The organism is Kribbella endophytica, from assembly GCF_054781295.1.
In genome coordinates, this window is sequence record NZ_BAAGUR010000007.1 from 19,259 (window position 1) to 44,903 (window position 25,645).

The window sequence follows — 25,645 nt, forward strand, 5'->3', positions numbered from 1 at the left end:
GCTCAGGCCGCCCGCAGCACGATCAGGCTCAACGACGGCAACGGCAGCTCGATCCGGGCCTCATAGAGTCCGCCGATCGTCACCTGGACATCCTCGGCGAACCGCTCCAGGCCCTGCCGATCCTGGATCGTCGCCAGCTGCTCCGGCGTCGGATCCTGCGGCGCACCGAGGTCCTGCCAGACCGTGTGGCTGTTGCTGTGGTTCCGGTCGATCCGCCAGTGCTCGACGGTCCACTCCCCCGAGTCCAGCCCGGAGATCTCCAGCTCGACCGTCGTCGGTTCGCCGTCCTCCAGGTACTGGTCGTCGGCATGCCGCCAGACCAGTACGGCGACGCTCCCGTCGACCGAGCTCCGGGACGCGATCACGTCCACCTCCTCCCCGAGCCCGTTGCCCAAAGCACCCAGATCCGCCGTCTCGGTTATAGCGTCGGATGCCGCCGCGAGCCGTCGGTCGCCCAACTTGGCGAGAGCCCTATAACCGTTCATCAGCGGCTTCTCCAGCCCCGACGCGGTGACGAAGCTCCGCGTCCCCTCGAAGTACCGCTCGCCCTCCATCGAGAAGCTCCAGGTCGTCGCCTCGGCCACCTTCGCGGCGTGCCGCGCGTTGAGGTCGAGCACCTTCTTCATCAGCTTGGCCTGGAAGACCGGGTAGTACTCGGTGTTGCGGTAGCCGAAGTTCGCGTTGTCGTAGATCCCCCAGTGCGCCGGGACCGACGCGTCGCACTCGTCGACAATGGCCGGCAGTCCGGCGTACGCCGGGAATTCCTCCATCACCGCGAGCATCCGGTCGATCTCGCGCAGCATCTTGGTCGTCGACGGCGATTGCTTGACCGGGGCCGGAGCACCGATCGGGCCGTAGACCCGCCACGGCGAGAACGCCGAGCCCTTGGTGTGGAACGAGACGAAGTCGAGCGGCAGCGAACGGTCCGAGCAGGCCTGCAGGAAGCTGCGCATGAACGCGACGCCCTTGTCTCCGCCGGTGACCGTCGGACCGCCGACGCGACCATCCGGCAGAACGCTCCGGATCGCCGAAGCGGTCACGGCGTACAGGTCCTGGAACTGCTCGGGCGTGCCGCGCCAGTAGAAGATGTCCGGCTCGTTCCAGAGCTCCCAGAGCCAGCCCGACACCTCCTCCTCGCCATAACGGTCGAGGCAGTGCTGGGCGAGCGCGGCGACCAGGCCGCCCCACTTGTCATAATCCTTCGGCGGGTAGGACCACAGCCCCGCCTCGTACTCGCTGTACTGCGTCGGGCTGCTCTCGAACGCGAACTCCGCCTTGGCGTAGTCCGGCACGAGCGCGAGCGGCGTGAAGGCCAGCTCCACCAGCGGGTGGTGGCCTGCGGCAACAATCGTGTCGTAGGTCTGGTCGGCGATGGTGAAGTCGTAGTACGGGTTGCCGTCGGCGTCCTCGTGGTAGACGTTGCCGCTGCCCCAGTGCGGCAGGCCGAGGCCGGTGCCGCTGTTGAAGACGTAGTGCGGCCGGACGTGGTACGGCGTCTCGGCGAAGCCGCCGATCGTCTGCAGGGTCCGGCGGCCCTGCGGGGTGTAGGTCCAGTTGATCTCGTCGTAGCCGAGGCTGGCCCACGGCCGGTCGAGCAGCCCGAGGTCGTCGGCCGCGTCCACGGTGACGCGGGCCCGGCGGACGTGCGCGGCGTCGGGGTCCGACGGGGTGTACGGCACCTCCTGCACGCCGCTGCGGGAGCTGTTCTGGTCAGGCAGATCGGTCTCGGTGGTCATCTCAACCTTTCAGTCCGGTGCTGCTGATGCCTTGGATGATGAAGCGCTGGGCGAGGAGGAAGACGAGCAGAGGGGGTGTCACCGCGAGGATCGTCGAGGCCATCACCACGCCGTAGTCGATGTCGCCGTACGCCGAGCGGAACGTGACGAGGGCCAGCGGCAACGTCTGCATGCCCGGCGAACTGGTGGAGATCAGCGGCCAGAGGAAGTCGTTCCAGGCGCCGAGGAAGACCAGGATCCCGAGCGTGGCCAGGGCCGGCCGGATCAGCGGCAGGACGACGTGCCGGTACGTCTGCCAGGCGTTCGCCCCGTCCACCCGCGCCGCGTCGGTGAGGTCCTCGGGCAGGTTGACGATGAACTGGCGGATCAGCACGACGCCGAGCAGCGACACGATGTGCGGCAGCGCGAGCGCGCCGTACGTGTTGAGCAGGCCGAGCTTGTTGAACTGCTGGAACAGCGGGACCAGCACGACCTCGCTCGGGATCAGCATGGTCACCAGCAGCAGACCCAGTACGACGCTGTTGCCGCGGAACGGCAACCGGGCCAGGGCGTAGCCGGCCATCGAGCAGACGATCAGCGCGAGCACCGTGGCGCTCACGGCAACGACCATGCTGTTGAAGAAGGCAACGAAGATGTTGACCGCGCGACCGCCGGGGTCGACCAGCATGCTCCAGTTCGCGGTCGTCGCCTCGGTCGGCCAGAGCTGGTTGCCGTTGGCCGTCGATCCCTCGAACGACGAGGAGAGGGCCCACAGCAACGGAAGCGCCCAGAGCAACGCCATCACGATCGAGATGCCAGTGACGATCCATCGCTTAGCCATGGTTGGCCGCCCTCCTGGTCAGGACCTGCTGGACGATCGCGACCAGCAGGATCACCAGGGCGAGCACCCAGCCGATCGCGGCGGCGTACCCGGTCCTGAAGTCGCGGAAGCCGGTCTCGTAGAGCATCTGCAGTACGACGCGCGTGCTGCCGCTCGGACCGCCCGCGGTCAGCAGGTAGACCTGTTCGAACACCTTGAACGAATCGATCAGGCGCAGCAGGATCACGAGGCCGAGCACCGGCGCGATCCCCGGCAGTGTCACGTACCGGAACTGCTGCCACGCGCTTGCGCCGTCGATCCTCGCCGCCTCGTAGAGCGGTTTCGGGATGTCCTGCAGCGCAGCCAGCAGGATCAGGAGCGGGAAGCCGACTCGCCACCAGAGAGTCAGCAACACCACGGCGCCCATCGCCTGGCCCGGCTCGGTCAGCCACTGCTGGGCGGGCAGCCCGATCTTCTCCAGCACGGTGTTGAGCGAGCCGTTGACCGGGTTGAGCACCAGGTTCCAGATCAGCGCGACCGCGGCACCCGGCAGCAAGTACGGCGAGACGAACGCGGCCCGCAGGATGTTGCGGCCGGACAGGTCGCGGTTCAGCACCAGCGCCAGGATCAGGCCGACCGCGATCAGGATCGGCACGTTCAGTACGACGAACAGCAGCGTGTGCCCGAACGCGGCGCGGAAGTCGCTGTCATGAGCGAGCCCGATGTAGTTGTCCAGACCAACGAAACCACCGGTGCCGTCGGCAACGTTCACGTCCGTCGTACTGAGGAACAGGCCGCTCACGATCGGGATTGCCCAGAGCAACAGGTAGAGGACGGCGAACGGGGTCAGGAAGAGAATGGCGGCGCTCCCCCGGCTGCGGCCTTTGACAGTCGCAGCCTTCGACCGCGCGGGGGCGGAGACGCGGGTCGTGGCGACACTCATGACGGCTCCTTCATCGTCACGGTGGCCCGGGCCGCGGCCCGGCGCAGCTCGTCCTCCACCTTCGCGCCCTGGTAGACCACGTCGTCCATGGCGTCGTTGAGGTACTGGTACGCCTGGTTCCAGCGGTACGCATACGGCGCGAACCGGGCATGTTTGGCCTGGTCGATGAAGACCGACATCTTCTGCAGCAGCGGATCCTTGCTCGCGGCAACCGGTGCGACCGCCGCCTTGGCCGCCGGCGCCTGCGCGCCGGCCCAGTCGACGCTGCCGTTCTTGACCAGCCAGGCGATGAACTTCTGGGCCTCGGTCCGGATCCAGTCGTCGTTCTTGCGCTGCTTGGGGATGCAGTAGATGTGCGAGGTCGCGACGACCGCGCGCGGACCGCCGAAGAACTGCGGCAGCGGCGCGACGTCCAGCTCCGTGCCGCGATCCTTGTTGGTCTTCAGCAGCTGGGCCAGCCCCCACGGGAAGGTGAAGGTCATCCCGACCTTCTGGTCGCTGAACAGCTGCCCGACCTGTACGCCGGTGATCAGCTGCTGCGGCTCGACCTTGTGCTTGTGCACCAGGTCCTGCTCGAAGTGCGCAGCCTCGATCCCGGCCTCACTGGCGAACAGCGCCTGGCTGCGTTCGTCGATCAGGTCGCCGCCGGCCTGCCAGTTGAGGCTGAGCCACGGCATCCAGACCCCGGTCTCGCGGACGAATCCCCACGGGCCGCGCTTCTTCAGCGCCTGCGCCGCGGTCAGGAACTCGGCGGCGTTGGTCGGTGGCTTGTCCGGGTCCAGTCCGGCCTTGGCGAACAGCTGGCGGTTGTAGCCGAGCGCCTGCGGACCGGTGCTCATCGTTACGCCGTACAGCTGATTGTCGATCTGGCCGAGCTGCCAGGTGCCGTCGATGAAGTCGTCGGTGCTCAGGCCGAGGTCGGCGAGGTCGATGGCGTGCAGGAAGCGCTTCAGCGGCGGGATCTCGTAGCTGTGCAGGGCGACGATCGCCGGCGGTGCGCCCGCGAGCGACGCGGTCAGGATCTTGGTCAGATAGTCCCCGCCGTACGCCGGTGAGCTGAACCGGATCGTCACGGCGTCCTGGGACTGGTTGTACCGGTCGACGATGGTCTGCATCAGACCGCCGTCGCCGCCGGTGTAGAAGGTGGTGAACTCGAGCACGCGACCGCCCCCGCGGGTCGTGTCGTCGAACGGTGAGGAGCAGCTCGCGAGCGCGGTGCTCGCGGCTCCTGAGGCGGCCAGCGCCAGCAACCGGCGCCGGGACAGTGTGGGCAGCACGGAGCTCTCCCTCTGACGGAGCGGTGTCATGAGCGGATGGGCCGGCCGGACGAGACATCCCGTGGGCCGGCGGTGCGATCAGGTGCGATCAGGTGCGATCGGTGCGGCAGTGCGATCGGGTGGTGTGAGGCGGTGCGATCGGCAGTGCGGGGAGGAACTGGCTGGGATCTCCGGCCGTGGCCTCTCCCCGTGGCGGGTCCTACGAGCTAGCCTGATCTCGGCGTTGTCAAAAGTCAATGGTTAACAATCGACCATCTACACCGATGAAGGAGTTGCTGTGGCCGGTCCCCTCGACCAGCTCGCCCTGCAGACCGAACGCAGCCCCGCGCTGTGGGCGACGGTCGTGCCGGCGATCCGGCAGATGATCGTCACCGGCGCCCTCGCTCCCGGCGAGCACCTGCCCGAAGGCGAGCTGGCGAAGGCGTTGCAGATGAGTCGCGGGCCGATCCGCGAGGCATTGATCGAGCTCGAACGCGAAGGTCTGGTCGTGCTGCGCCGGCATCGCGGGGCGCAGGTGATCACGCTGACCGCGGAGGATGTGGAGGAGATCTACACGCTCCGGCTCAGCCTCGAGCGGCTGGCGATCGAGCGTGCACTCCCCCGGCTGAGCGACGAGCACCTCGCGGCGATGGATGAGGTGCTCGAGAAGATGCGCGCGCTCGGGCCGGACTATGCGCCGCAGACGGCGCTGGATCTCGACCTGGATTTCCACGGGGTGCTGTACGACGCCGCTGGGCATGCCCGGCTGGACAAGGCGTGGCAGCAGATCCGGAGTCAGGTCGCGATGTTCCTGCACTCGCGGCACGTCGTACGGCGGGACTTCCACGAGATCGCGTACGCCGAGCACAAGGCGATCCGGGATGTTCTGGTCGGCGGTGATCCAGTAGCCGCAGCGACGGTGATCGAGGACCACCTGGTCGGCTCGTACCACCGGCTGATCGAGTCGAGGCCGGAGAGCTAGTTCGATCGGCTTGAACCGGCATCCCGCCGTCTTCCTCCCGCATTCCGAGTCGCGCAGCGATTCGGAATGCGGGAGGAGAGGGCCGGGTCAGCTCAGGGCTTGTGCTTCGGCCACGATCTGCGCGCGGCGGGCTGCGGTGAGCCCAGCCGCGGCCGGGGTGCGGGCGTAGACCGCGAGTACGCCGTACTGGCGTTGGCCGAGCAGGGTGGTCATCGTTGAGACGGCCGACGGGGTTGCGCCGGAGGTGAGGATCAGGTTGGCGAGGCCGGTCGGGGTGGCGACGATCTGGAAGCGGGACTCGATGACCTGCTGACCGGTCTGGGCCTTGATCACGTGCTCACCGGCGGCCAGGCCGGCGGTGTCGATCAGCGCGCCGTTGTCGACAGGCTTGCCGTCGAGGGTGATGGTCGCCGGCTCCGGCGACGTCAGCGCGAGCCGGAGGTGCTGGGCGCGGTCGACCTTCTGACCGGCGGCCGGGCTGAGAACGCCAGGCCGCGAGCGCTGCAGGAACGCGGAGTTCCAGCCGTACAGCTCGGCCGAGCGATTCGTGATGATGCCGTCGACGCCGGCCTTCTCCAGCGAGTTCCAGCGCGTCGCGTCGTCGACCGTCCACACGTTCACCGCGACGCCCTGCGCGTGCAGCTCGGCCACGATGCCCGGCCGGGTCTGGAACGCGGCGTCCGAGGGGTTGTACGCCGACAGCCCGAGGTCCTTCGCGATCGCGACCGGGTCGGGGTCGAGCGTGCTGCGGAGCAGGCCGAGCGGAAGCTCGGGCGCCAGCTCGTGCATCCAGCGCAGGTGCTCCGGCTCGAAGCTCTGCACGAACACCCGGCTGGTCATCGCGCGATTGCGGATCTCGGTGACGATCCGGGCGACCGAGTCGCGCGTGTGCGCGCCCTTCACCTCGAGCAGCAGGTTGCCGCCGCGAGTCTTCAGCCCGTCCAACTGCTGCCCGAGCGTCGGCACGCGCTGACCGGTGAAGGCCGGCGCGAACCACGAACCTGCATCCAGCCCAGCGATCTGCGCCGCCGTCAGGTTGCGCACCAGGCCGCTGCCATTGGTCGTCCGGTCGACGGTGTCGTCGTGCAGGATGATCGGCACGCCGTCCTTGGTGGGCTGGACGTCGTTCTCGATCCACTCCGCGCGCCCGCGACGCGCGACCTCGTCGGACGCGGCCGTGTTCTCCGGCGCGGCGCTCGATCCGCCGCGGTGCGCCCAGACCCGCAGCGGGTCGCCGGGCTTGCGGACGAACGACTCCTTGGCGAGCGGCGTCACCTTCAGGTCGTCGAACGAAACACTCGCACCGTTGACGAGCAGAGCCTGTACGCCGGACGCGCTGCGGCTGACCATCGTGGTCCGCAGTGCCTCGCGACCTTCGACGTACCAGGTCGCCCGCGCTCCGCGGACCTCGACGGCGACCGCGACCTGCTTGCCGACGCCGACCGCGATCGGCGCGGCCGCGGTGTCGGTGACGTTCCAGGTGTTCGACGGCGTGCGCTGCGCGAACTCGACGCCGTTTGCGGCGGTCGAGCCGTTGCGCAGCGTCGCGATCGACCACGGGACTGCGCCGGCCGGCGCGAGGTCGAGACCGAACGCGACCCAGCGGGCGGCGTCCACGGCGGTCTCGAAGCGCAGGTGGCTCTCGATCCGGAAGTCGGTCAGCGGCGTGCCGAAGGTGATCCGGCTCAGCTGGCTGGCGGTCGTCGACGTACCGGTCAGGCGGCCGTTCTGGACCTTCCAGGTGCCGTCGACGACGTTCCAGCCGGTGGGCAATGTGGTGCCGTCGAAGGTCTCGTCGACGATCGGTTCGGGGGCTGTTGCCTGTGTCGAGGTGTGGGTTTCCGCAGGTTCGGCGGCGGCGTACGGCGTGGTCAGGACGGCCGTGACAGTGGCGCTTGCGGCCAGGGCGGCCAGCACTGCACGAGGGCGGCGTGAAGTGAGCTTCATGGGCAACGACCGTAGGAAAGCCACGCCAACAGGACCAGAGCTGGTGATGAATTGCCCACCAACGCGCGATGGATCGCCCAATAGGTGAGGATGGCGGCATGAAGCCGGTCATTCTCGATGTCGACACCGGGCTCGACGACGCTTGCGCCCTGCTGCTCGCCGCCCGCCATCCGGAGCTCGATCTCAAAGCGGTCACCTGCGTCGGCGGCAACGTCGGCCTGGACGAGGTCGTGGTCAACACGCTCACCGTGCTCGACGCGGCCGGGCGTGGCGACGTACCGGTCGCTCGGGGTGCGGCACTCCCCTTGCTGCAGCCGGTCCGCGCGGCACCGCACGTGCACGGCAAGGACGGGCTCGGGGACCTCGACTGGCCGAAGTCATCCCGTACGCCGGACCCGCGGCACGCCGTGGAGCTGCTGCGCGACGTACTGCTGGAGGCTGCTGAGTCGGGTGAGCTGATCACGCTGATCCCGCTCGCGCCGATGACGAACATCGCGTTGCTGCTGCGCACGTACCCGCAGGCCGCGCGAGGGCTGCGGGAGATCGTGTTCATGGGTGGCGCGGCGGGGATCGGGAACGCGACGGCCTCGGCGGAGTTCAACATCTGGACCGATCCGGAGGCGGCGGCGGTCGTGCTCGCGGCGTCCGGGGAGCTCGGGGTGCCGGTGACGATGTACGGGCTCGACGTGTTCTACAACGTGCCGATCACGCTGGCCGAGGCCGGTGCGCTCGGCGGGTCGACGTCGGCGGATCTTGCACGCCAGCTGATCGAGCGGCGCAGCGAGCTGTACCGCGCGGAGGCCGCGAGCATCGGCGACGGCGGCGCGGTCTGCGCGGTGATCGACCCGGACGGCCTGACGACGCAAGAGTTCCCGCTGCGCGTCGAGCTGTCCGGAAGCTGGTCCCGCGGCCGGACGATCGTCGACACCCGCGACTGGACCGGCGACCTCAGCACGGATCCACACGGCTCAACGCCGGCAATCGTCAAGGTAGCCACCGCAGTCAACGGCCGCCGGTACGCCGACCTATGGCTGTCGACGGTCCGCTGATCGAGCGCGCGGGCGTCCACTGATCCTGCACGTGGGCGTCCGCTGATCCGCCCGCGACTGTCGGGGACCCTCCCCGCGGGCGACATCCTCGGGAGATTGCTTCTCGACCGCGCGCCATGCTGGCACCAGGACGACTGGCCGGCAAACGAGGCGGACGTCCCGCACACCGACTGCTCGGCGGCTGGTTAGCGGACGGGGACGTCCAGGGTTTGGCCGGGGACGACGTCGGCGACCGTGCGGAGGTTGTTGAGGTCGGCGATCTGCTCGACGATCGCGGCGGGGTTGTCCGAGGGGTTGGTGGTCTGGGCGATCGACCACAGCGTGTCGCCTGCGCCGACCTGGACCTGGACGGTCCTGGTGAACTGCGGTGCGGGCTCGAGGGCTCCGGCGACACGCAAGCCCAGTACGGCGATGGCCGCGCCGAAGATCAGCACGGACAGGGTGGTCAGGACCGCGCGACCCCGGCGGGTGAGCTGCAGGGCTGACGGCTCGATCTCGGGGGTCTGTGGCTGCACCGGACGGCGACCGGCCGGCTGCGAGATGCGGTGCACCAGTCGCGGCCGTGGGTCGAGGTCGGTGCCCGAGCAGGCGCGCACGCCCAGCGGGTCAGTCGTCGTACCGTCGATGCGCCGGCGGCGCCGGATGACGGTCGGCACCACGGCAGGCTCCGCGGGAGCGCCCACTTCCGGCGCACTTGTTGTTGCCAGAGCCGCTGTGCTCATCGGATCCTCCAGACCCTCGTCCAGACCTCGTCCTGCGTTGTCGATCTCTGTCTACCGGGCGCCTCCGACAGTTTCTGATTCGGCGGCGTCCGAACACCTGTTCGATCGAACGTCTGTACGAATGATTAACCGCCGGACGCCCGATCCGCAACTGTTCCAACCAGGACACGCCGAGGAAATTCCCGCTCTATAACCTGACACACGAACAAACGTGCGAACCGACACGCCTTCGAACAGATGTTTGAAGAATCTCAGGATTCGGTCTAACGTCGTGCTCAGTCGATCACGCAAGGCCGAGCCGAGTAACGCCTTGGCGCCGGCCCCGGACCCGAGGAGTTACCACCGATGGCCAGGACGAGCGGTTCCAGCAAGGGCAGCGGTTCGAGCAAGGGCAGTGGCACCGAGCCGACCGTGTCCGAGCTGCCGGACGGCCCGGCCGACGCGACCGGTCTGACCCCGCGGCAGCGCCGGGTGCTGGACGTGATCCGCGACTCCGTCGACAGCCGGGGATACCCGCCGTCGATGCGCGAGATCGGCGAGAAGGTCGGCCTGACCAGCTCCTCCTCGGTCTCCCACCAGCTGAAGGTGCTCGAGCAGAAGGGCCTGCTGCGCCGCGACCCGAACCGGCCGCGCGCGATCGAGGTCCGTTATCCGAACGAGGTCGCCGAGGTGGCGCGTCGCGGTTCGGTCGGCTCGGTCCGGCAGACGTCGTACGACGAGACCGGCGCCGGCGACATCCACCCGGCCGCGGTCTACGTACCGGTGGTCGGCCAGATCGCCGCCGGTAATCCGATCCTCGCCGAGCAGGCCGTCGAAGAGGTCTTCCCGTTGCCCAAGGCAATGGTCGGCGAAGGCACCCTGTTCATGCTGAAGGTCAAGGGTGAGTCGATGATCGAGGCCGCCATCTGCGACGGTGACTGGGTGGTCGTGCGCCAGGAGCAGACCGCGGAGAACGGTGACATCGTCGCCGCGATGATCGACGGCGAAGCGACCGTGAAGACGTTCAAGAAGACCGCGACCGAGATCCTGCTGCTCCCGCACAACCCGGCGTTCGAGCCGATCGACGGCAAGGACGCGGTGATCCTCGGAAAGGTCGTAACAGTTCTGCGGCGTGTCTGACATCTCAGACGACGAGCGAAGTCGGGCGTGTCGTGTCAGCATTGAGCTATGACGACTGTCTATGACTTCAGCGCCACACGGATCGAAGGCAATGAACAGTCTCTTGCCGACTTCCGTGACCAGGTGCTCCTGGTGGTGAACACGGCCTCGCAGTGCAGCCAGACCCCGCAGTACACGGGCCTACAGAAGCTCTACAAGGGTTACCGGAAACAAGGCTTTTCGGTGCTGGGCTTCCCCTGCGACCAGTTCGGCCACCAGGAGCCGGGCGACGAGAACGAAATCGCGAACTTCTGTTCGACGATCTACCACGTCACGTTCCCGATGTTCTCCAAGATCGACGTGAACGGGTCCAAGACTTTGCCGCTGTACAACTGGCTCAAGCGTGAAGCCGGTGGGCTGCTCGGCGGGCGGATCAAGTGGAACTTCACCAAGTTCCTGATCGGGCGGGACGGGGCTGTGATCGCTCGGTACGCGCCGACGGCGACGCCGGAGAAGCTGGCCGACAAGGTCGAAGCGGCACTCGCGATGCCTGCGCCGAGTCGCCAGCGGGATTCTGGGGACTGAGCAGGCGTTTGTTCGGCGGGGATCGGAGACTCGGTGGATTCGATTCCCTTCGACAGAGAATGCCTCAGTGTCGCAGGGATGTTGAAGTCGAGCGCGACATGGGCCCGCCGTGGCTGTGAGCGCTTGAGCCGGTCGGCGTGATTGGTCGGTGCGCCGGGATCCGGGCTGGTACTTGTTGGGGTGGCGCGGTGGGGCCGGGGGTGGCCGCGGGCGTCGGCGGGTGACCTGCGAGGCCTTTGAGCAGGTCGGTGTGATTGGTCGGTGGGCCGAGGTCCGGGCCGGTACTTGTTGTGGTGCGGGGGGCGCGCTGGGGGTGCGGCGATTCGCGGCTGCTGGGGTGGGGCGGCTCGCGGGCTGCTGGGGTGCGGCGGTTTGCGGCTGCTGCTGGGGTTCAGCGGGTGACTGAGTCGGGGTCTATGTCTAGGCGGAGGCCTCGCCAGACTGGGTGTCTTAGGCGGCCGTCGGCGGCCCAGCCGGAGTAGGTGACTTCGGCGACGAGCAGTGGGTCCAGCCAGTGGGCGGCTCGGCGGTCTCCTGCGGGGATGGTGGAGGCGTCGAAGGGTGGGTGGTCGATCTCTAGGCCGGCCAGCTCCGCGCCGAGTAGGTCGAGCATCGCGAAATCTAGGCCGGAGCCGACCTTGCCGATCAGCACCAGTTGGCCGCTGTCGTCGTACGCGCCGCAGTACAGGGAGCCGATCCTGCCGGTTCGGTTCCCCTCCCCCGGGTGCCAGCCGCAGAGGATGACGTCGCGCGTCTGCACCGGCTTCACTTTCACCCAGTCCGAGCTGCGCTTGCCCGGCAGGTAACGCGACCTGCGGCGCTTGGCGACCACGCCTTCCAGCCCTTGAGCGGCTGAGAGGTCGAGTGCTTCCTCGCCGTCGGAGTACGCCGCCGGCACCTCCCAGAACGGGTCGTCGAGGTCCAGCGACTCCAGCAGCGCCCGGCGATCGTCGTACGTTGCCTCCAGCAACGACTTCCCGTCGAGCCGCAGTACGTCAAAAACGCGCACCGAGACCGGTACCTGCAGGATCAACTGCTTCAACTGCCGCGGATCGCGCACATGCATCCGCCGCTGCAACAACCCGAACGACGGCGCGCCATTCTCGTCCAGCGTGACGATCTCACCATCCAGTACGGCGGGCAGCTGCAACCCCGACGCTTCGCTCAGCCCGAGCAGCTCGGGGTATCCCCCGGACACGTCCCGGCTGTTCCGCGACCAGAGCCGGCACCCGTCGGCGTCCACCTCCGCGATCACGCGGATCCCGTCCCACTTCAGCTCGTACGCCCAGTCACCCCCGGACGGCATCGTCCCCAACGCCGCCATCATCGGCAGCACGGGTGGGCCGGACGCGGGGCTCATCAGTCGTCCTGGAGTCGTTTCAGCGCGGCTAGCACCTTCTCACGATCGGCTGTGGGCCACATCGGAGGCAAGGAGGCGCGCAGGAAGGAGCCGTAGCGGGCGGTGACGATGCGTGGGTCGAGTACGGCGACCACGCCGCGGTCGGTGGTGCGGCGGATCAGGCGGCCGGTGCCCTGGGCAAGCAACAGGGCGGCGTGGGTGGCGGCGACGGACATGAAACCGTTGCCTCCGGCCTCGTCCACGGCGCGCTGGCGGGCGGCCATCAACGGCTCGTCGGGGCGCGGGAACGGGATCCTGTCGATGATCACCAGGTTGCACGTCGAGCCGGGGACGTCGAGGCCCTGCCACAGTGACAGCGTGCCGAAGAGTGAAGTCTCGGGGTCGTCGATGAACTCGCGGGACAGCTCGTTCAGGTGGGCGTCGCCCTGGCAGAGGATCTTCAGGTCGGTCGCCTCGCGGACCGCGGCGGTCGCGGCCTCGGCGGCGCGGCGGGACGAGAACAGGCCGAGGGTGCGTCCGCCGGCGGCGGTGACGAGGTCGACGATCTCCTCGAACTGCTTCGAGCCGAGGCCGTCGCGGTGCGGCGGGGGCAGGTGCTTGGCGACGTACAGGATCGCCTGCTTCTCGTACTCGAACGGGGAGCCGACGTCGAGCCCGCGCCACGGCAGCGGACCGGTCTCGGACTCGTCGTCGAGCTCGGGCATCTCGTCGTCGTCCGCCAGCTTGTCGGCCGGGCGCAGCCCGACCTGACGGGCGATCGCGTCGAAGTCGCCGCCGAGGGTGAGCGTCGCGGAGGTCAGTACGGCGGTGCGGTCCTTCAGCACGAGTTCGCGCAGCAGGCCGGCGACGGTGAGCGGAGCGATCCGCAGCTCCTTGCCGAAGCGGTCGCGGTCGATCAGCCAGACGACGTCCAGGTCGTTCAGCGCGGCGACGCGTTCGGCGACGTCGAAGATCTCCTTCACCGCGCCCTTCGACTGCCGCTTCGCGCCGTCGGGGTCGTCCTTGTCGTCGGACTTCTTGCCGAGGTCGGAGTAGACCGCGCGGGCCGTGTCGCGGACCATCGCGGCCGCCTCGAGGACGGCCGCGTTGGCGGCTTCGATCCGGCCTTCGCGGGTCTGGTCGAGGGCGGCGCGGAGAGCGTCAGAGGCGTCGATCAGGTCGTCGGCATGGTCGTCGTCGACGAACCTGCGCGCTCGCTTGGCGGCGCGTTCGACCATCTGCGGGGAGAGCTCGTCGCCGGCCGCGCCGGTCACGCGGGCGGGGAGCTCGTGGGCCTCGTCGACGATGACGACGTCGTGCTCGGGGAGGACCGTGCGGTTCTCGAAGGCGTCGATCGAGAGCAGCGCGTGGTTGGTGATGACGATGTCGGCCTTGCGGGCCTGCTCCTTGGCCTTCTCGGCGAAGCACTCCTCGCCGTACGGGCACTTCTGCGCGCCGAGGCACTCGCGAGCGGCGATCGCCACCTGCTGCCAGGCCTGGTACTGGTGGGAGGGCGCGTGGTCGCGGTCGCCGGCCTCGTCGTCGAGCAGTTGCTGCTCGGCCCACTCGCGCAGCTCGACCACCTGCTGGCCGATCGGGCCGGACGGGGGGACGTCGACGAGCATGCCGTCCTCGTCCGGGGCGCCCTCGCGGATGCGGTGCAGGCAGGCGTAGTTGTTGCGGCCCTTCTGGATCGCGTACGACGGGCGGCGCGGGAGGAGCTTCTCGGTCGCGTCGAGCAGGGCTGGTACGTCGCGGTCGACGAGCTGGGACTGGAGGGCGAGGGTCGCTGTCGAGACGACGACCCTTCTGTTCTCCACTGCGTGGACCAGGGCCGGGACGAGGTAGCCGAGCGACTTGCCCGTGCCTGTCCCCGCCTGGATCAGCAGGTGCGAGCCGTCGTGCATGGCTCCGTCCACTGCCTCGACCATCGCCACCTGGCCTGGTCGGGTCTGCCCGCTCACCCCGGAGACCGCAGCCGCCAGCAACTCGTGCACATCAACACCCACCACAACACCCTAGCCGGGCCGGCGGACAACTTTTGCCATTCGCTTGGTCGGCTGTGGATGGTCTGTTCGGTACGGCGGAAGCGCGGGCTGAGGTCGGCGGCGATGCGGCCGGGGAGGTCGGTGGGGGCTGAGGTCGCTGCGGCCGGAAACTACTTGAAGTAGTTCGAGGCCTGTCAGAGGAAGTGCGGGCTGAGGTCGGCGGCGATGCGGCCGGGGAGGTCGGCGGGGGCTGAGGTCGCTGCGGCCGGAAACTACTTGAAGTAGTTCGAGGTCTGTCAGAGGTGGTGGGGGTGGACATGGCACCGCCCCCGGCGGGGTGCCGGGGGCGGTGCACTGGCCTGGCCAGCGTCGTGGCGGAGGTGGGTTAGACGACGGCGCCTCGGTCGGGTTCGCTGTCTCGGTCTCTTTGGGTGCGCTTGGGGCGGGGCGGTGGGGCTGGGTAGCGCTTTTCGAGCTCGACGAGCAGGGGGGCTGCTGTGAGGTTCGAGGAGTAGGTGCCTACGAGGATGCCCAGGAGGAGGGCCAGGGCGAAGTCGCCCAGGGAGTCTCCGCCTAGGAACAGCAGGGCCGCCAGGATGAACAACGTCGAGATGCCTGTGTTGATGGTTCTCGGCAGGACGTTGATGATGGCGGTGTCGACGACCGGGCCCAAGGCCTCTGTGGAGCGGGCGTTGCGGGTTTCCCGGATGCGGTCGAAGACGACGACCGAGTCGTTCACCGTGTAGCCGATGATCGTGAGCATCGCGGCGAGGAAGATGCCGTCGACCGGTTTGCCGGTCCAGGCGAAGACGCCGACCACCACCGCCACGTTCTGGAGCAGGGCCAGTACGGCGCCGGCGCCGAAGGTCCAGCGGAAGCGGATGGCCAGGTACATGAGCTGGGCCAGCAGGGCCACGCCCAGCGCGATCAGCGCCTTGTTGCGGAGTTCGTTGCCGAGCGACGGGCCGATGCTCTCGTTGCGGATGAGTTCGGTGCCGCCGCCGATGCGGGAGATCGATTCGCGGATCTTCTCCGCCTCGTCGTCGCTGATCGTGGCGGTGCGAACGGTGATGTCGTCCGTACCGGAGGACTGGACGACGGCGTTCGGGTAGCCGGCCTCGGCGACCGCGGCGCGGGCCTGGTCGGGCGTGATCTGCTGGGCGGTGCTGACCTCCAGCAAACGACCACCGGTGAATTCGATGCCCAGGTTGAGGCCCCGGATTGCGACCCCCGCGACGCTGATCACGATCGCGGCGACGGTGATCAGCAGCCAGCGCCGGCTGTGCTTCATCAGCGCCGGGCGCTTCTCCTCGAGCCACGTCCGGACCCGGCCGTGCCCGGCGATGCCGCTCAGCGCGGGACGGTCGAGCACGAACTTCCGCGACACCACGAACTCCGCGAAGACCCGCGTGACGACCAGCGCCGACAGCATCGACGCGATCACACCGATCGACAGCGTCACACCGAATCCACGCACCGGACCGGCCGCCAGGAAGAACAGCAGCCCGGCAGCGAGCAGCGTGGTGATGTTGGAGTCGGCGATCGCGGACAGCGCGTTCTGGAAACCACTGCGCAGCGAGCGCCGCAGTCCGTCGGTCCGCCCGCCGATGAAGTCTTCTCGGGCGCGTTCGAAGACCAGGACGTTCGCGTCCACCGCCATACCGATCGCGAGCACGAAGCCCGCCAGGCCGGGCAAGGTCAGGGTCGCGCCGATCGCGGTCAGCGCGGCGTACGACATCCCGGCGTACGCCAGCAGGCCGATCACGGCCATCAGGCCGACCAGCCGGTAGACGATGACGATGAACAGTGCGGTCAGCGCGACGCCGATGATGCCGGCCAGCGCGCTCGCCTGGATCGCGTCCTTGCCGAGCGAGGGCCCGACGGTCCGCTGGTCGATGACCTCGACCGGCAGCGGCAGCGCGCCGCCGGAGATCAGCGCGGACAGGTCCTTGGCCTCGGCCTCGGCGAAGTTGCCGGTGATGGTGCTGTTGTTCTCGGGCAGGCCGATGTTGCAGAGCTGGGTGCCGCCGTTGGGGTCGACCTGCGGCGCGGTGAGCACCTCGTTGTCGAGCACGATCGCGATCAGCCGGCCCGGTGCGCCGGCCGGTGCACAGGCCGCCTTGCCGGTGATCTGCGACCAGATCTTGCCGCCGCCGTCCTTGAAGTTCAGCTGCACGATCCAGCCCGCCGCCACCTGCTGGGAGTCGAGCACGGCCTCCGCGCCGCTGACCTTGTCACCGGTCATCGCGGGCTTGCCCAGCTTCAGTACGCCGCCACCCTCGCTCGGCAGGTACAGATCGCCGGCGGCCGGCTTGGCCGGCTTCTCGGCGACCTGGTCGAGCACCTCGTGGAAGCTCAGCTGCGCGGTCTTGCCGATCACCTTCGCGGCCTCGCGCGGGTCCTGTACGCCGGGCAGCTCGACGATGATCCGATTCTCACCCTGCCGGGTCACGCTCGGTTCGGCCACGCCCAGCGCGTCGATCCGCCGGCGCAGCACCTCGAGCGCCTTGTCGGTGTTCTTCGCGTCGGCCTTGGCCGTCGGGGAGTCGCTGGTCTCCAGGACGATCTGGGTGCCACCCCGCAGGTCCAGGCCGAGCTCCGGCTTCGCGGTCAGGACGGTGTACGTCGACGCCGCTAGGACAAGGAACGCGAACAACGCGCGCACCAGGGACGACCGGTTCACTACGAGCCTCCGGGAGGTGGGCACCCTGGGTACGGGTGTCGTGACACAGAGCAGACCACGGAACGTGGAACGCACAGTGTACGGAGACGACCAAGGCAGCGGCCAGAAAGCATTCGCGGCCAATTCAACGTTGCAGACAAGGGAAACGGCCACCCAGTGCCATGACATCAGCGGGCACCAGAACTGATTGACGCGTCAGGTGAGCACGCCCTAACTTCTCCTCTCACCACTCGCTCCGTAACCGCTCCAGGACCGAGTGTGATCACCCCTCCGCCCCGGTGGGTGACCAAGTTCCCCGAGGAGGAACAGTGCGTCGTATCCGCCTTGCCCTGGCCGCCGTCGTCGTCCCGGCCATCGCCCTCACCACCGCCGGCACCGCCGGTGCCGCTCCCGCGCCGGACCCCGGTGGCCGGATCATCCTCGTCCAGCGCGCGCCCGCCGAGCCCGGCATCAGCGCCGTGAAGGACACCTACATCGTCGAGCTGAAGCAGGGCCTCAAGCTGAAGAGCTCGCTCGGCATCGCACCGCAGCGCACCTACTCCAGCGCGGTCAACGGCTTCACCGCCAAGCTCACGCCGGCCCAGCTGGCGGCGCTGCAGAAGAGCCCGGACGTGGTCGCCATCTCCGAGGACGTGTACGTCGAGAACGTCCTCGACACCACCCAGACCAACCCGCCCTCGTGGGGCATCGACCGGATCGACCAGCGCAACCTGCCGCTGTCGCGCTCCTACACCTACACCCGGACCGGCACCGGCGTGCACGCCTACATCATCGACTCCGGGGTCGACCCGAGCCACCCGAACTTCGGCGGCCGGGCCAGCTTCGACTTCAACGGCCTGGACAGCAACAACACCGACTGCAACGGCCACGGCACGCACGTCGCGGGCACCATCGGTTCCACCTCGTACGGCGTGGCCAAGAACGTCCGGCTGCACGGTGTGAAGTGGCTGAACTGCAGCGGCGGCGGTACGGCGTCGGCCGCCATCGCCGCGGTCGACTGGGTCACCCGCAACGCGGTGAAGCCGGCGGTCGCCAACACCTCCTGGAACTTCAGCGCCAACTCCACGCTGGAGACCTCGCTGCGCCGGATGATCAGCTCCGGCGTCTTCCTGGCCACCTCGGCCGGCAACACCGGCGCGAACTCCTGCAACCTGCTGCCGCGCAAGATCGAGACCGCCCTGGTCACGGCGGCCAGCACCAACACCGACGCGCGGGCGTCGTACTCGAGCACCGGTTCCTGCGTCGACGTGTACGCGCCGGGCTCGGCGATCGTGTCCACGCTGCCGGGCAACACCACCGGCTCCTACAACGGCACCTCGATGGCCACCCCGCACGTCGCGGGCGTCGCGGCGCTGTACCTGCAGACCAGCCCGTCCGCCACGCCGGCGACGGTCAAGTCCTACATCGAGGCCAACGCGACCCCGAACGTGGTCAGCGGCGGCGCCACCGGCGGCACCGTGAACCGCCTGCTCTTCACCAACGGACTCTAGCTGTACCCTCTGCCGCGCCTCCGGCACGGCGGGTCACGCGGCTCAACTCCCGGCCTTCCCTCGTCGCTTCAGTCGCTTCGCTCCTTACGCTCCTCAGTCCAGGCCGGGAGGCCGCGTGACCGCTGAGTCAGCCGTCGTACCGGTCTGCCACCACAGCCGGTACGGCGGCGCTGCTGTCTATTCAGCAGAGTCCAGACCGTGCTCGATGGCGTAGCGCACCAGCTCGGCCCGGTTGTGCAGCTGCAGCTTGCGCAGCGTGTTCTGCACGTGGTTCTCGACGGTCCGGTGCGACAGCACCAGCCGCAGCGCGATCTGCTTGGCGGTGAGCCCGCGCGCGACCAGCCGCAGCACCTCGGTCTCCCGCTCGGTCAGCTGCGGCACCTCCGGCCCCGCACCGAGCCGCCGGTACTCCCCCAGCAGCAGCCCGGCCAGTCCGGCCGAGAAGACCGCGTCGCCTTCGGCGGTACGTCGTACGGCGTCGTCGAACTCCTCCAGGGACGCCGACTTCACCAGGTAGCCCGAGGCACCGTTCTTCACCGCGGCCAGTACGTCGGTCTGCTCAGCGCTTGCCGACAGCACCAGAACCCGGGTGTCCGGCAACGCGTTGGTGATCTCGCGGGTCGCGTCGACCCCCGAACCGTCGCCGAGCTGCAGATCCATCACCACCACGTCGGGCCGGGTCGCCAGCGCGATCTTCACCGCCGACGCCACGTCGGACGCCGTCGCGCACACGTCGTACCCGCGGCTGCCCAGATCACGCGCGACCCCCTCGCGCCACATCGGATGGTCGTCCACGATCATCACGCGGGTCATCTCGTCACCGTCATTTCCCACTCGGTTCCTTCGCCAGGCGCCGTCCGGACCGTGACGCTGCCGCCGAGGTCCGTGATCCGGCCCCGGATCGACTGGCTGACTCCCAGGTGCCCGTCGGAACGCGCCTCGTCGAGCCGGCCCGGGGTCGTACCGGCTCCATCGTCGCGGACCGACACCATGACGTCGGCACCGAGGTCCTCGACCACGACCCAGGACCGCGCATCCGGCCCCGCGTGCTTCAGGACGTTGCTCAGGGCCTCCTTGACCGCGGCAACGAGCTCGTTGACCACGCCAACGGGCAGCACGACCGGCACAGCCGGTACGACGACGTCCACCCGCGTAGTAGCCAGCGGCAACAACGCGCTGCACAGGTCGATCTGCCCCTGCCGCTCCTGAACCGGCCGGGACGCCATCAGCGACCGCAGCGCGACCTCCTGCTCGGCCGCCAGCGAGGCGAGCTCGACGGCCTCGCCACCGATCGCCGTACCGCGACGCTGAACCTGCGCCAGCACCTGCAGTACGCCGTCATGGATCGACCGGCTGAGCCTCAACCGCTCAGCCGTCGCGCTCTCGGCAGCGATTGCCTCGCGCAACCTCAGGTTGGCGCGGCGCATGGCGGTCGCGGCGTACCCGACGACCAGACCGGCGACCAGCAACAGCTGCACGTTGGCAAGGATCTTCGACACGTTCTCCACACCACGCAGCGAAAGCAGAGCGAGACTCACCGTGATCGCGCCGACCAGTCCCCCGTCGCGACCGCGCGAGATCGCCAGCGCGATCACCGGCCCGGCAGCCCACACCGACGTCAGTACGGACGCTCCGGCACGGATGTCGAGCAGCGGCTGGGCGAACAGCGTCGCGTACATGCACCCGACCGTGACGACGAGATCCGCGACCGCGAGCCGCGTGTTGCGGCGGCCCCAGTGCCGGCTGTAGCCGATCGAGGCAACGATCGTCCACACGCCCATGATCGCCAGCTGGAGGATCGCGCCGGACGGGTGGGCGATGCCGGTCCAGCGCACCCAGACACCGAAGCAGGCGAAGCCGAAGGTGATCACCCGGAACACGACCAGGGCCCGCCACAACGGCAGCAGCAGGTCGGCCCGGTCGGAGTCCACGAGCACAGTCTGCCAACGATCGAGGCCGCAACGCTGCGTCGTCGTACTCCAGTGAGTTGAGTGGTATTACCCCTTGCGTGCGCGCAGGATTCCCCGCACGAATCAATATATTTGATCGGAACCACTTCAGGATCGCCGGTTTTCCCCGTACTCTCGCGCAGAAGTTCCACGCTCGGGGGAGCACGTGGTCACGCTGCGTCAAGTCACAAACCTCACGTAGCGGACCTTTCACACGCAGGAGGGGAATCGTGCGCAAAGTATCTGCCGGGCTGTTCAGCCTGGCCCTGGCGGCGACGATCGGACTGAGCTTCGCCCAGTCCGGGACCGCCGCATCGCCCAAAGAGGGCCCGGCCGTCACGGCCAACGAGCAGGCAACGTCCGACGAGCTGCCCAGCCCGCTCGAGGACAAGCGCCGCGAACTGCGCCAGGAGGCACTGACCAAGGTGCTGAACGGCTCTGCCAAGGCCGAGAAGCGCGGTGCCAGCACCGTCGTCAAGCTGGGCAAGAAGACCGCGGCCGCGAAGGGGCAGAAGACCGCCAAGGCCAAGGTCGACCAGTACGTCGAGCTGTCGCGCGAGAAGACCGACCGGATCTTCGTCGTCCTCGCCGAGTTCGGCAACGAGCGGCACCCGAGCTACCCCGACCAGGACACCGCTCCCGCGGTGCCCGGTCCGAGCACCTTCGAGGGACCGCTGCACAACGCGATCCCGGAGCCGGACCGCGCGGTCGACAACTCGACCGTCTGGCAGGCCGACTACAACCGCAAGCACTTCCAGGACATGTACTTCGGCGCCGGCAACTCGGTGAAGAAGTACTACGAGAAGCAGTCCTCGGGCCGCTACTCGGTGTCCGGCACGGTCACCGACTGGGTCAAGGTCAAGTACAACGAGGCCCGCTACGGTCGCTCGAACGGCTTCCCGTGCACCGGCAACGTCTGCAACAACACCTGGGCCCTGGTCCAGGACGCCGTGAACCAGTGGGTCGCCGACCAGAAGGCCGCCGGCCGTACCGCGGCGCAGATCAAGGCCGACCTGGCGACGTTCGACCAGTGGGACCGCTACGACTTCGACGGTGACGGCAACTTCAACGAGCCGGACGGCTACCTCGACCACTTCCAGATCGTCCACTCCGGTGGCGACCAGGCCGATGGTGACCCGCACCAGGGTGAGGACGCCATCTGGTCGCACCGCTGGTACGTCGGCCAGGCCGGCGGCCCGGCCAACAACCCGGCCGGCGGCGCGCAGCTGGGTGACACCGGCTTCTACGTCGGCGACTACACGATCCAGCCGGAGAACGGCGGGATCAGCGTCTTCGCCCACGAGTACGGCCACGACCTCGGTCTGCCGGACCTCTACGACACCTCCGGTGCGGCGGTCGAGAACGGCGTCAACTGGTGGTCGATCATGGCGCAGAGCCGGGTCGGCAAGCCGAGCGACGGCGGCATCGGCGAGCAGGCGGCCGATTTCGGCGCCTGGGAGAAGCTGCAGCTGGGCTGGCTGGACTACGAGATCGTGAAGGCCGGTCAGAACAAGACGCTCGACCTCGGCCCGCACGAGTACAACTCGGCCAAGGCCCAGGGTCTGGTCGTCACGCTGCCGAAGAAGTCGGTCACCACGCCGCTGCAGCCGCCGACGGCGGGGACCAAGTCGTGGTGGAGCGGTGAGGGCGACGACTTCACCCACACGATGAACCGTCAGGTCACCCTGCCGGCGGGCGCCGCGTCGCTCACCTTCAAGGCGAACTGGCAGATCGAGGACTGCGACACCACGGCGTGCGACTACGCCTACGTCGAGGTCAACGACGGCACCGGCTACAAGACGATCGCCGGCAACATCACCAACCCGGCCGAGGGCAACGGCATCGACGGCGAGAGCGGCGGCTGGGTTCCGGCCACCTTCGACCTGTCGGCGTACGCCGGCAAGACGATCGGGCTGCAGTTCCGCTACACCACCGACGCCAACACCGGCGGCTACGGCTTCTTCGCCGACGAGGTCAAGGTGACCAGCGGAGCGACCACCGTCGTCGACTCCGGTGCCGAGGCATCGCCCGAGGGCTGGGCGCTGAACGGCTTCAGCTCGGTCGGTTCGACGATCACGACGCAGTACGACAACTACTACCTCGCGTCGCACCTGAACTACACGTCGTACGACGCCCACCTGCAGACGGGCCCGTACAACTTCGGCTGGGCCAGCACGCTGGCCGACAAGGTCGAGCACTTCCCGTACCAGGACGGCCTGCTGATCTCGTACTGGGACGCCTCGCAGGGCGACAACAACACCAACCAGCACCCGGGTGAGGGCCTGATCCTGCCGATCGACTCGCACCCGGCTCCGATCAACCGTCTGGACGGCCAGATCTGGCGTCCGCGGATCGGCGGCTACGACGCGCCGTTCGGGCTGGAGAAGGCGGACTCGTTCACGCTGCACGTGAACGGCAACGCCAGCTACGTCCGCGGTCAGGACGCCGTGAAGACGTTCAACGACAGCAAGTCCTACTGGGACGCGGCGCAGCCGCAGAACAGCGTGAAGGTGCCGAACAACAAGGTGAACATCACCGTGGTGTCGCGCACCGGCACGACCATGAAGGTCAAGGTGTCGGCGCGCAACTGATGCGCTGACAACACGAAGGGCCCCCGGGGATTCCCCGGGGGCCCTTTCGTTTGCCTGTCGTACTAGATGGCTGCGACCTGGTACGGCGCCAGCTCGCCCGCGAGCTGCGGGTGCACCCGCGCCGTCAGCCTGGTCCCGTCGCCGGTGTGCTCCAGGGTGTCGACCGCCCCCTCGGAGTGGACCCGCGAGACCAGGTCGCCCCGGTCGTACGGCAGCAGTGCGTCCACCGCGATGTGCGGCTGCGGCAGCGACGCCTCGACCAGCGCCTTCAGCTTGTCGATGCCCTCACCGGTCCGGGCCGAGACCACGATCGCACCGGTCTCGCGGTGCAGGATCGGCGCCAGCGCCAGCTGGTCGGCCAGGTCGCCCTTGTTGATCACGATGATCTCGGGGACGTCGACCGCCCCGATCTCGGTGAGCACCTCGCGGACGGCGTGGATCTGGGCCATCGGGTCCGGGTGGGACCCGTCGACCACGTGCAGCAGCAGGTCGGCGTCGGCGACCTCCTCCAGCGTCGAGCGGAACGCCTCGACGATGTCGTGCGGCAGGTGCCGGACGAACCCGACGGTGTCGGTGAAGGTGTAGACCCGGCCGTCCGCCGTCGTGGTCCGCCGGGTGGTCGGGTCCAGGGTCGCGAACAGCGCGTTCTCGACCAGGACACCCGCACCCGTGATCGCGTTCAGCAGCGAGGACTTGCCGGCGTTGGTGTAGCCGGCGATCGCCACCGACGGCACCGAGTGCCGACGGCGCTCCTGGCGCATCGTCGAGCGCGTCGTCTTCATCTCCTTGAGCTCACGGCGGAGCTTGGAGATCTTGGTGTTGATCCGGCGCCGGTCGGTCTCGATCTTGGTCTCACCCGGACCACGACCACCGATACCGCCACCGGCCGCACCGACGCGGCCACCGGCCTGGCGGGACAGGTTTCCACCCCAACCACGCAGGCGCTGCTTCATGTACTGCAGCTGCGCCAGCTCGACCTGGGCCTTGCCTTCCTTGCTCTTCGCGTGCTGGGCGAAGATGTCCAGGATCAGCGCGGTCCGGTCGACCACCTTGACCTTGAGCTTGTCCTCCAGGTTGCGCAGCTGCGCGGGGGCCAGCTCACCGTCGGCGATCACCGTGTCCGCACCCAGAGCGGCGACCAGGTTGCGCAGGTCGGCCACCTTGCCGGACCCGATGAAGGTCGCGGCGTCGGGCTTCTTGCGGCGCTGGATCACACCGTCCAGGACCTCGGAACCGGCCGTCTCGGCGAGCAGCTTCAGCTCGGCCAGCGAGTTCTCGGCGTCCTCGGCGCTGCCTTCGGTCCACACCCCGACCAGGAGCACCCGCTCCAGCAGGAGCTTGCGGTACTCGACCTCGCTGATGTCCGTCAGCTCGGTCGACATCCCCACCACGCGCCGCAGCGCCTGGCGTTCCTCGAGCTCCAGGCCTTCGATGCCCGGACCCTCAGTGTCGTTGTCGTAACCCGACGAAGTGTCCTCGTCGTCGAGCGCGTCGTCCTGCGTCAGGTCGAGGTCGACGTCGTTGATCTCTTCGTATGCGTTCGAATGGGTCGTCATATACCTTCCATCGTGGCACGGCTCACCCGTACGGGCGACCCGATTACTACTGTCAACGACCCGGTCACCCGGTGAATTCCCCCGCTCAAGCGGGCAACCAGCCCCGGTCGAACTCTCCACGAGCGTGGACGACAGCAGGTCCGCGCAGTTCCAGGTGGTTGTCCGCCCGCCACGTCACCGACACCTCGCCACCCAGTACGCCGACCCGGTACGTGACCGGCCGCTCCTGCCGGGCTGCCAGCGTCGACGCGACGGTGACCGCGCAGGTCCCGGTGCCGCAGGAGCGGGTCTCCCCCGCGCCGCGCTCGTGGACGCGCATCTGGACGTCGTACGGGCCCAGGCGGGTCACGAACTCGACGTTCACGCCGTCCGGGAAAGCCTCTTCCGGGGACCAGGTGGGCTGGTCGACCAGGTGGCCCGGCTCGCGCAGGTCGTCGACGAACGCGACCGCGTGCGGGTTGCCCATGTCGACGGCGACCGCGGGCCACTGGTGCCCGTTCGCCTCGACGACCACGCCGGCCGGGCCGACGCGCGGCTCCCCCAGGTCGGCGGTGATCGTGCCGTCGTCGTGAACGACGACCTCCTTGACGCCCGCCCGGGTCCCGATCCGGACCGGCTTGCCGGCGGTCAGGCCCTCGTCGACCAGGTACCGGACGAACACGCGGATCCCGTTGCCGCACATCTCCGCGGTCGAACCGTCGGCGTTGCGGTAGTCCATGAACCACTCGCCGCCGTCCTCGACGTACGTCTGCTTCGCGCCGTCGATCACCCGCAGCACCCCGTCGGCACCGATCCCCGCGTGCCGGTCGCACAGGAACCGCACCAGTTCAGGCGCGAGGTCCCCGTGCACCGAACCGTCGGGATCAGGCAGCAGCACGAAGTCGTTCTCGGTGCCGTGCCCCTTCAGCCAGGCGAAAGTGCTCATGCACAGA

19 protein-coding genes are annotated in these 25,645 nt (G+C 68.6%); 6 read left to right on the forward strand and 13 right to left on the reverse strand.

Going from position 1 to position 25,645, the window contains the following annotated elements:
- Positions 1 to 2 precede the first annotated feature (2 nt).
- Genes ACYVIO_RS39845 through ACYVIO_RS39860 form a run of 4 tightly spaced genes read right to left on the reverse strand, consistent with a single transcriptional unit; the run spans position 3 to position 4,755 of the window.
- Entirely contained in the window at positions 3 to 1,736 is a 1,734-nt protein-coding gene (locus ACYVIO_RS39845; protein ID WP_460656205.1) for a GH39 family glycosyl hydrolase, read from the reverse strand.
- Position 1,737: 1 nt separating this feature from the next.
- Positions 1,738 to 2,556, reverse strand: coding sequence for a carbohydrate ABC transporter permease (locus ACYVIO_RS39850; protein WP_460656206.1), 819 nt, complete (start codon positions 2,554 to 2,556; stop codon positions 1,738 to 1,740).
- On the reverse strand, positions 2,549 to 3,478 hold the full coding sequence (locus ACYVIO_RS39855) for a carbohydrate ABC transporter permease (protein ID WP_460656207.1): 930 nt from the start codon (positions 3,476 to 3,478) through the stop codon (positions 2,549 to 2,551). Before ACYVIO_RS39855 ends, ACYVIO_RS39850 begins: the two co-directional genes overlap by 8 nt.
- Positions 3,475 to 4,755: an extracellular solute-binding protein gene (locus ACYVIO_RS39860; RefSeq protein ID WP_460656208.1), complete on the reverse strand. Its 1,281-nt coding sequence runs from the start codon at positions 4,753 to 4,755 to the stop codon at positions 3,475 to 3,477. The genes ACYVIO_RS39855 and ACYVIO_RS39860 overlap by 4 nt, the downstream gene beginning before the upstream one ends.
- A 277-nt stretch (positions 4,756 to 5,032) precedes the next feature.
- Here ACYVIO_RS39860 and ACYVIO_RS39865 point away from each other — a divergent pair, with 277 nt between their 5' ends.
- Positions 5,033 to 5,716, forward strand: coding sequence for a GntR family transcriptional regulator (locus tag ACYVIO_RS39865; protein ID WP_460656209.1), 684 nt, complete (start codon positions 5,033 to 5,035; stop codon positions 5,714 to 5,716).
- Positions 5,717 to 5,803: 87 nt separating this feature from the next.
- Here ACYVIO_RS39865 and ACYVIO_RS39870 read toward each other — a convergent pair whose 3' ends face one another.
- Positions 5,804 to 7,663 (reverse strand): glycerophosphodiester phosphodiesterase, encoded by a 1,860-nt coding sequence (locus tag ACYVIO_RS39870; protein ID WP_460656210.1) that lies wholly within the window; start codon positions 7,661 to 7,663, stop codon positions 5,804 to 5,806.
- 98 nt (positions 7,664 to 7,761) lie between these two features.
- Here ACYVIO_RS39870 and ACYVIO_RS39875 point away from each other — a divergent pair, with 98 nt between their 5' ends.
- Complete coding sequence (locus ACYVIO_RS39875) at positions 7,762 to 8,712, forward strand: nucleoside hydrolase (RefSeq protein WP_460656211.1); 951 nt, start codon at positions 7,762 to 7,764, stop codon at positions 8,710 to 8,712.
- A gap of 185 nt (positions 8,713 to 8,897) precedes the next feature.
- On the opposite strand, the gene ACYVIO_RS39880 is transcribed toward ACYVIO_RS39875, so the two are convergent.
- Entirely contained in the window at positions 8,898 to 9,434 is a 537-nt protein-coding gene (locus ACYVIO_RS39880; protein ID WP_460656212.1) for a LysM peptidoglycan-binding domain-containing protein, read from the reverse strand.
- Between the two features lie 345 nt (positions 9,435 to 9,779).
- Between ACYVIO_RS39880 and lexA the strand changes: the two genes are divergently transcribed.
- On the forward strand, positions 9,780 to 10,553 hold the full coding sequence (gene lexA, locus ACYVIO_RS39885) for a transcriptional repressor LexA (RefSeq protein WP_460656213.1): 774 nt from the start codon (positions 9,780 to 9,782) through the stop codon (positions 10,551 to 10,553).
- A gap of 48 nt (positions 10,554 to 10,601) precedes the next feature.
- Positions 10,602 to 11,117 (forward strand): glutathione peroxidase, encoded by a 516-nt coding sequence (locus ACYVIO_RS39890; RefSeq protein ID WP_460656214.1) that lies wholly within the window; start codon positions 10,602 to 10,604, stop codon positions 11,115 to 11,117.
- Between the two features lie 391 nt (positions 11,118 to 11,508).
- Here ACYVIO_RS39890 and ligD read toward each other — a convergent pair whose 3' ends face one another.
- From ligD to secD, 3 genes are all read right to left on the reverse strand, one after another.
- Positions 11,509 to 12,477, reverse strand: coding sequence for a non-homologous end-joining DNA ligase (gene ligD / locus ACYVIO_RS39895; protein ID WP_460656215.1), 969 nt, complete (start codon positions 12,475 to 12,477; stop codon positions 11,509 to 11,511).
- Positions 12,477 to 14,387, reverse strand: a complete 1,911-nt coding sequence (locus ACYVIO_RS39900; RefSeq protein WP_460656460.1) for an ATP-dependent DNA helicase — start codon at positions 14,385 to 14,387, stop codon at positions 12,477 to 12,479. Before ACYVIO_RS39900 ends, ligD begins: the two co-directional genes overlap by 1 nt.
- A 442-nt stretch (positions 14,388 to 14,829) precedes the next feature.
- A complete protein-coding gene (secD, locus tag ACYVIO_RS39905; protein WP_460656216.1) occupies positions 14,830 to 17,127 on the reverse strand; it encodes a protein translocase subunit SecD in 2,298 nt (765 codons plus the stop codon).
- A gap of 308 nt (positions 17,128 to 17,435) precedes the next feature.
- Between secD and ACYVIO_RS39910 the strand changes: the two genes are divergently transcribed.
- Positions 17,436 to 18,617, forward strand: coding sequence for a S8 family peptidase (locus ACYVIO_RS39910; protein ID WP_460656217.1), 1,182 nt, complete (start codon positions 17,436 to 17,438; stop codon positions 18,615 to 18,617).
- A 177-nt stretch (positions 18,618 to 18,794) separates the two neighbouring features.
- Here ACYVIO_RS39910 and ACYVIO_RS39915 read toward each other — a convergent pair whose 3' ends face one another.
- Positions 18,795 to 19,430 (reverse strand): response regulator, encoded by a 636-nt coding sequence (locus ACYVIO_RS39915; RefSeq protein WP_460656218.1) that lies wholly within the window; start codon positions 19,428 to 19,430, stop codon positions 18,795 to 18,797.
- Entirely contained in the window at positions 19,427 to 20,548 is a 1,122-nt protein-coding gene (gene macS / locus ACYVIO_RS39920; protein WP_460656219.1) for a MacS family sensor histidine kinase, read from the reverse strand. Before macS ends, ACYVIO_RS39915 begins: the two co-directional genes overlap by 4 nt.
- 248 nt (positions 20,549 to 20,796) lie before the next feature.
- Between macS and ACYVIO_RS39925 the strand changes: the two genes are divergently transcribed.
- Positions 20,797 to 23,157, forward strand: a complete 2,361-nt coding sequence (locus ACYVIO_RS39925) for an immune inhibitor A domain-containing protein (protein ID WP_460656220.1) — start codon at positions 20,797 to 20,799, stop codon at positions 23,155 to 23,157.
- Positions 23,158 to 23,219: 62 nt separating this feature from the next.
- Here ACYVIO_RS39925 and hflX read toward each other — a convergent pair whose 3' ends face one another.
- Together hflX and dapF are read right to left on the reverse strand one after the other, a co-directional pair.
- Positions 23,220 to 24,713: a GTPase HflX gene (gene hflX / locus ACYVIO_RS39930; protein WP_460656221.1), complete on the reverse strand. Its 1,494-nt coding sequence runs from the start codon at positions 24,711 to 24,713 to the stop codon at positions 23,220 to 23,222.
- Positions 24,714 to 24,798: 85 nt separating this feature from the next.
- Positions 24,799 to 25,638 carry a diaminopimelate epimerase gene (gene dapF / locus ACYVIO_RS39935; protein WP_460656222.1) on the reverse strand — a complete coding sequence of 280 codons (840 nt, stop codon included), beginning with the start codon at positions 25,636 to 25,638 and terminating at the stop codon, positions 24,799 to 24,801.
- Positions 25,639 to 25,645: the final 7 nt, after the last annotated feature.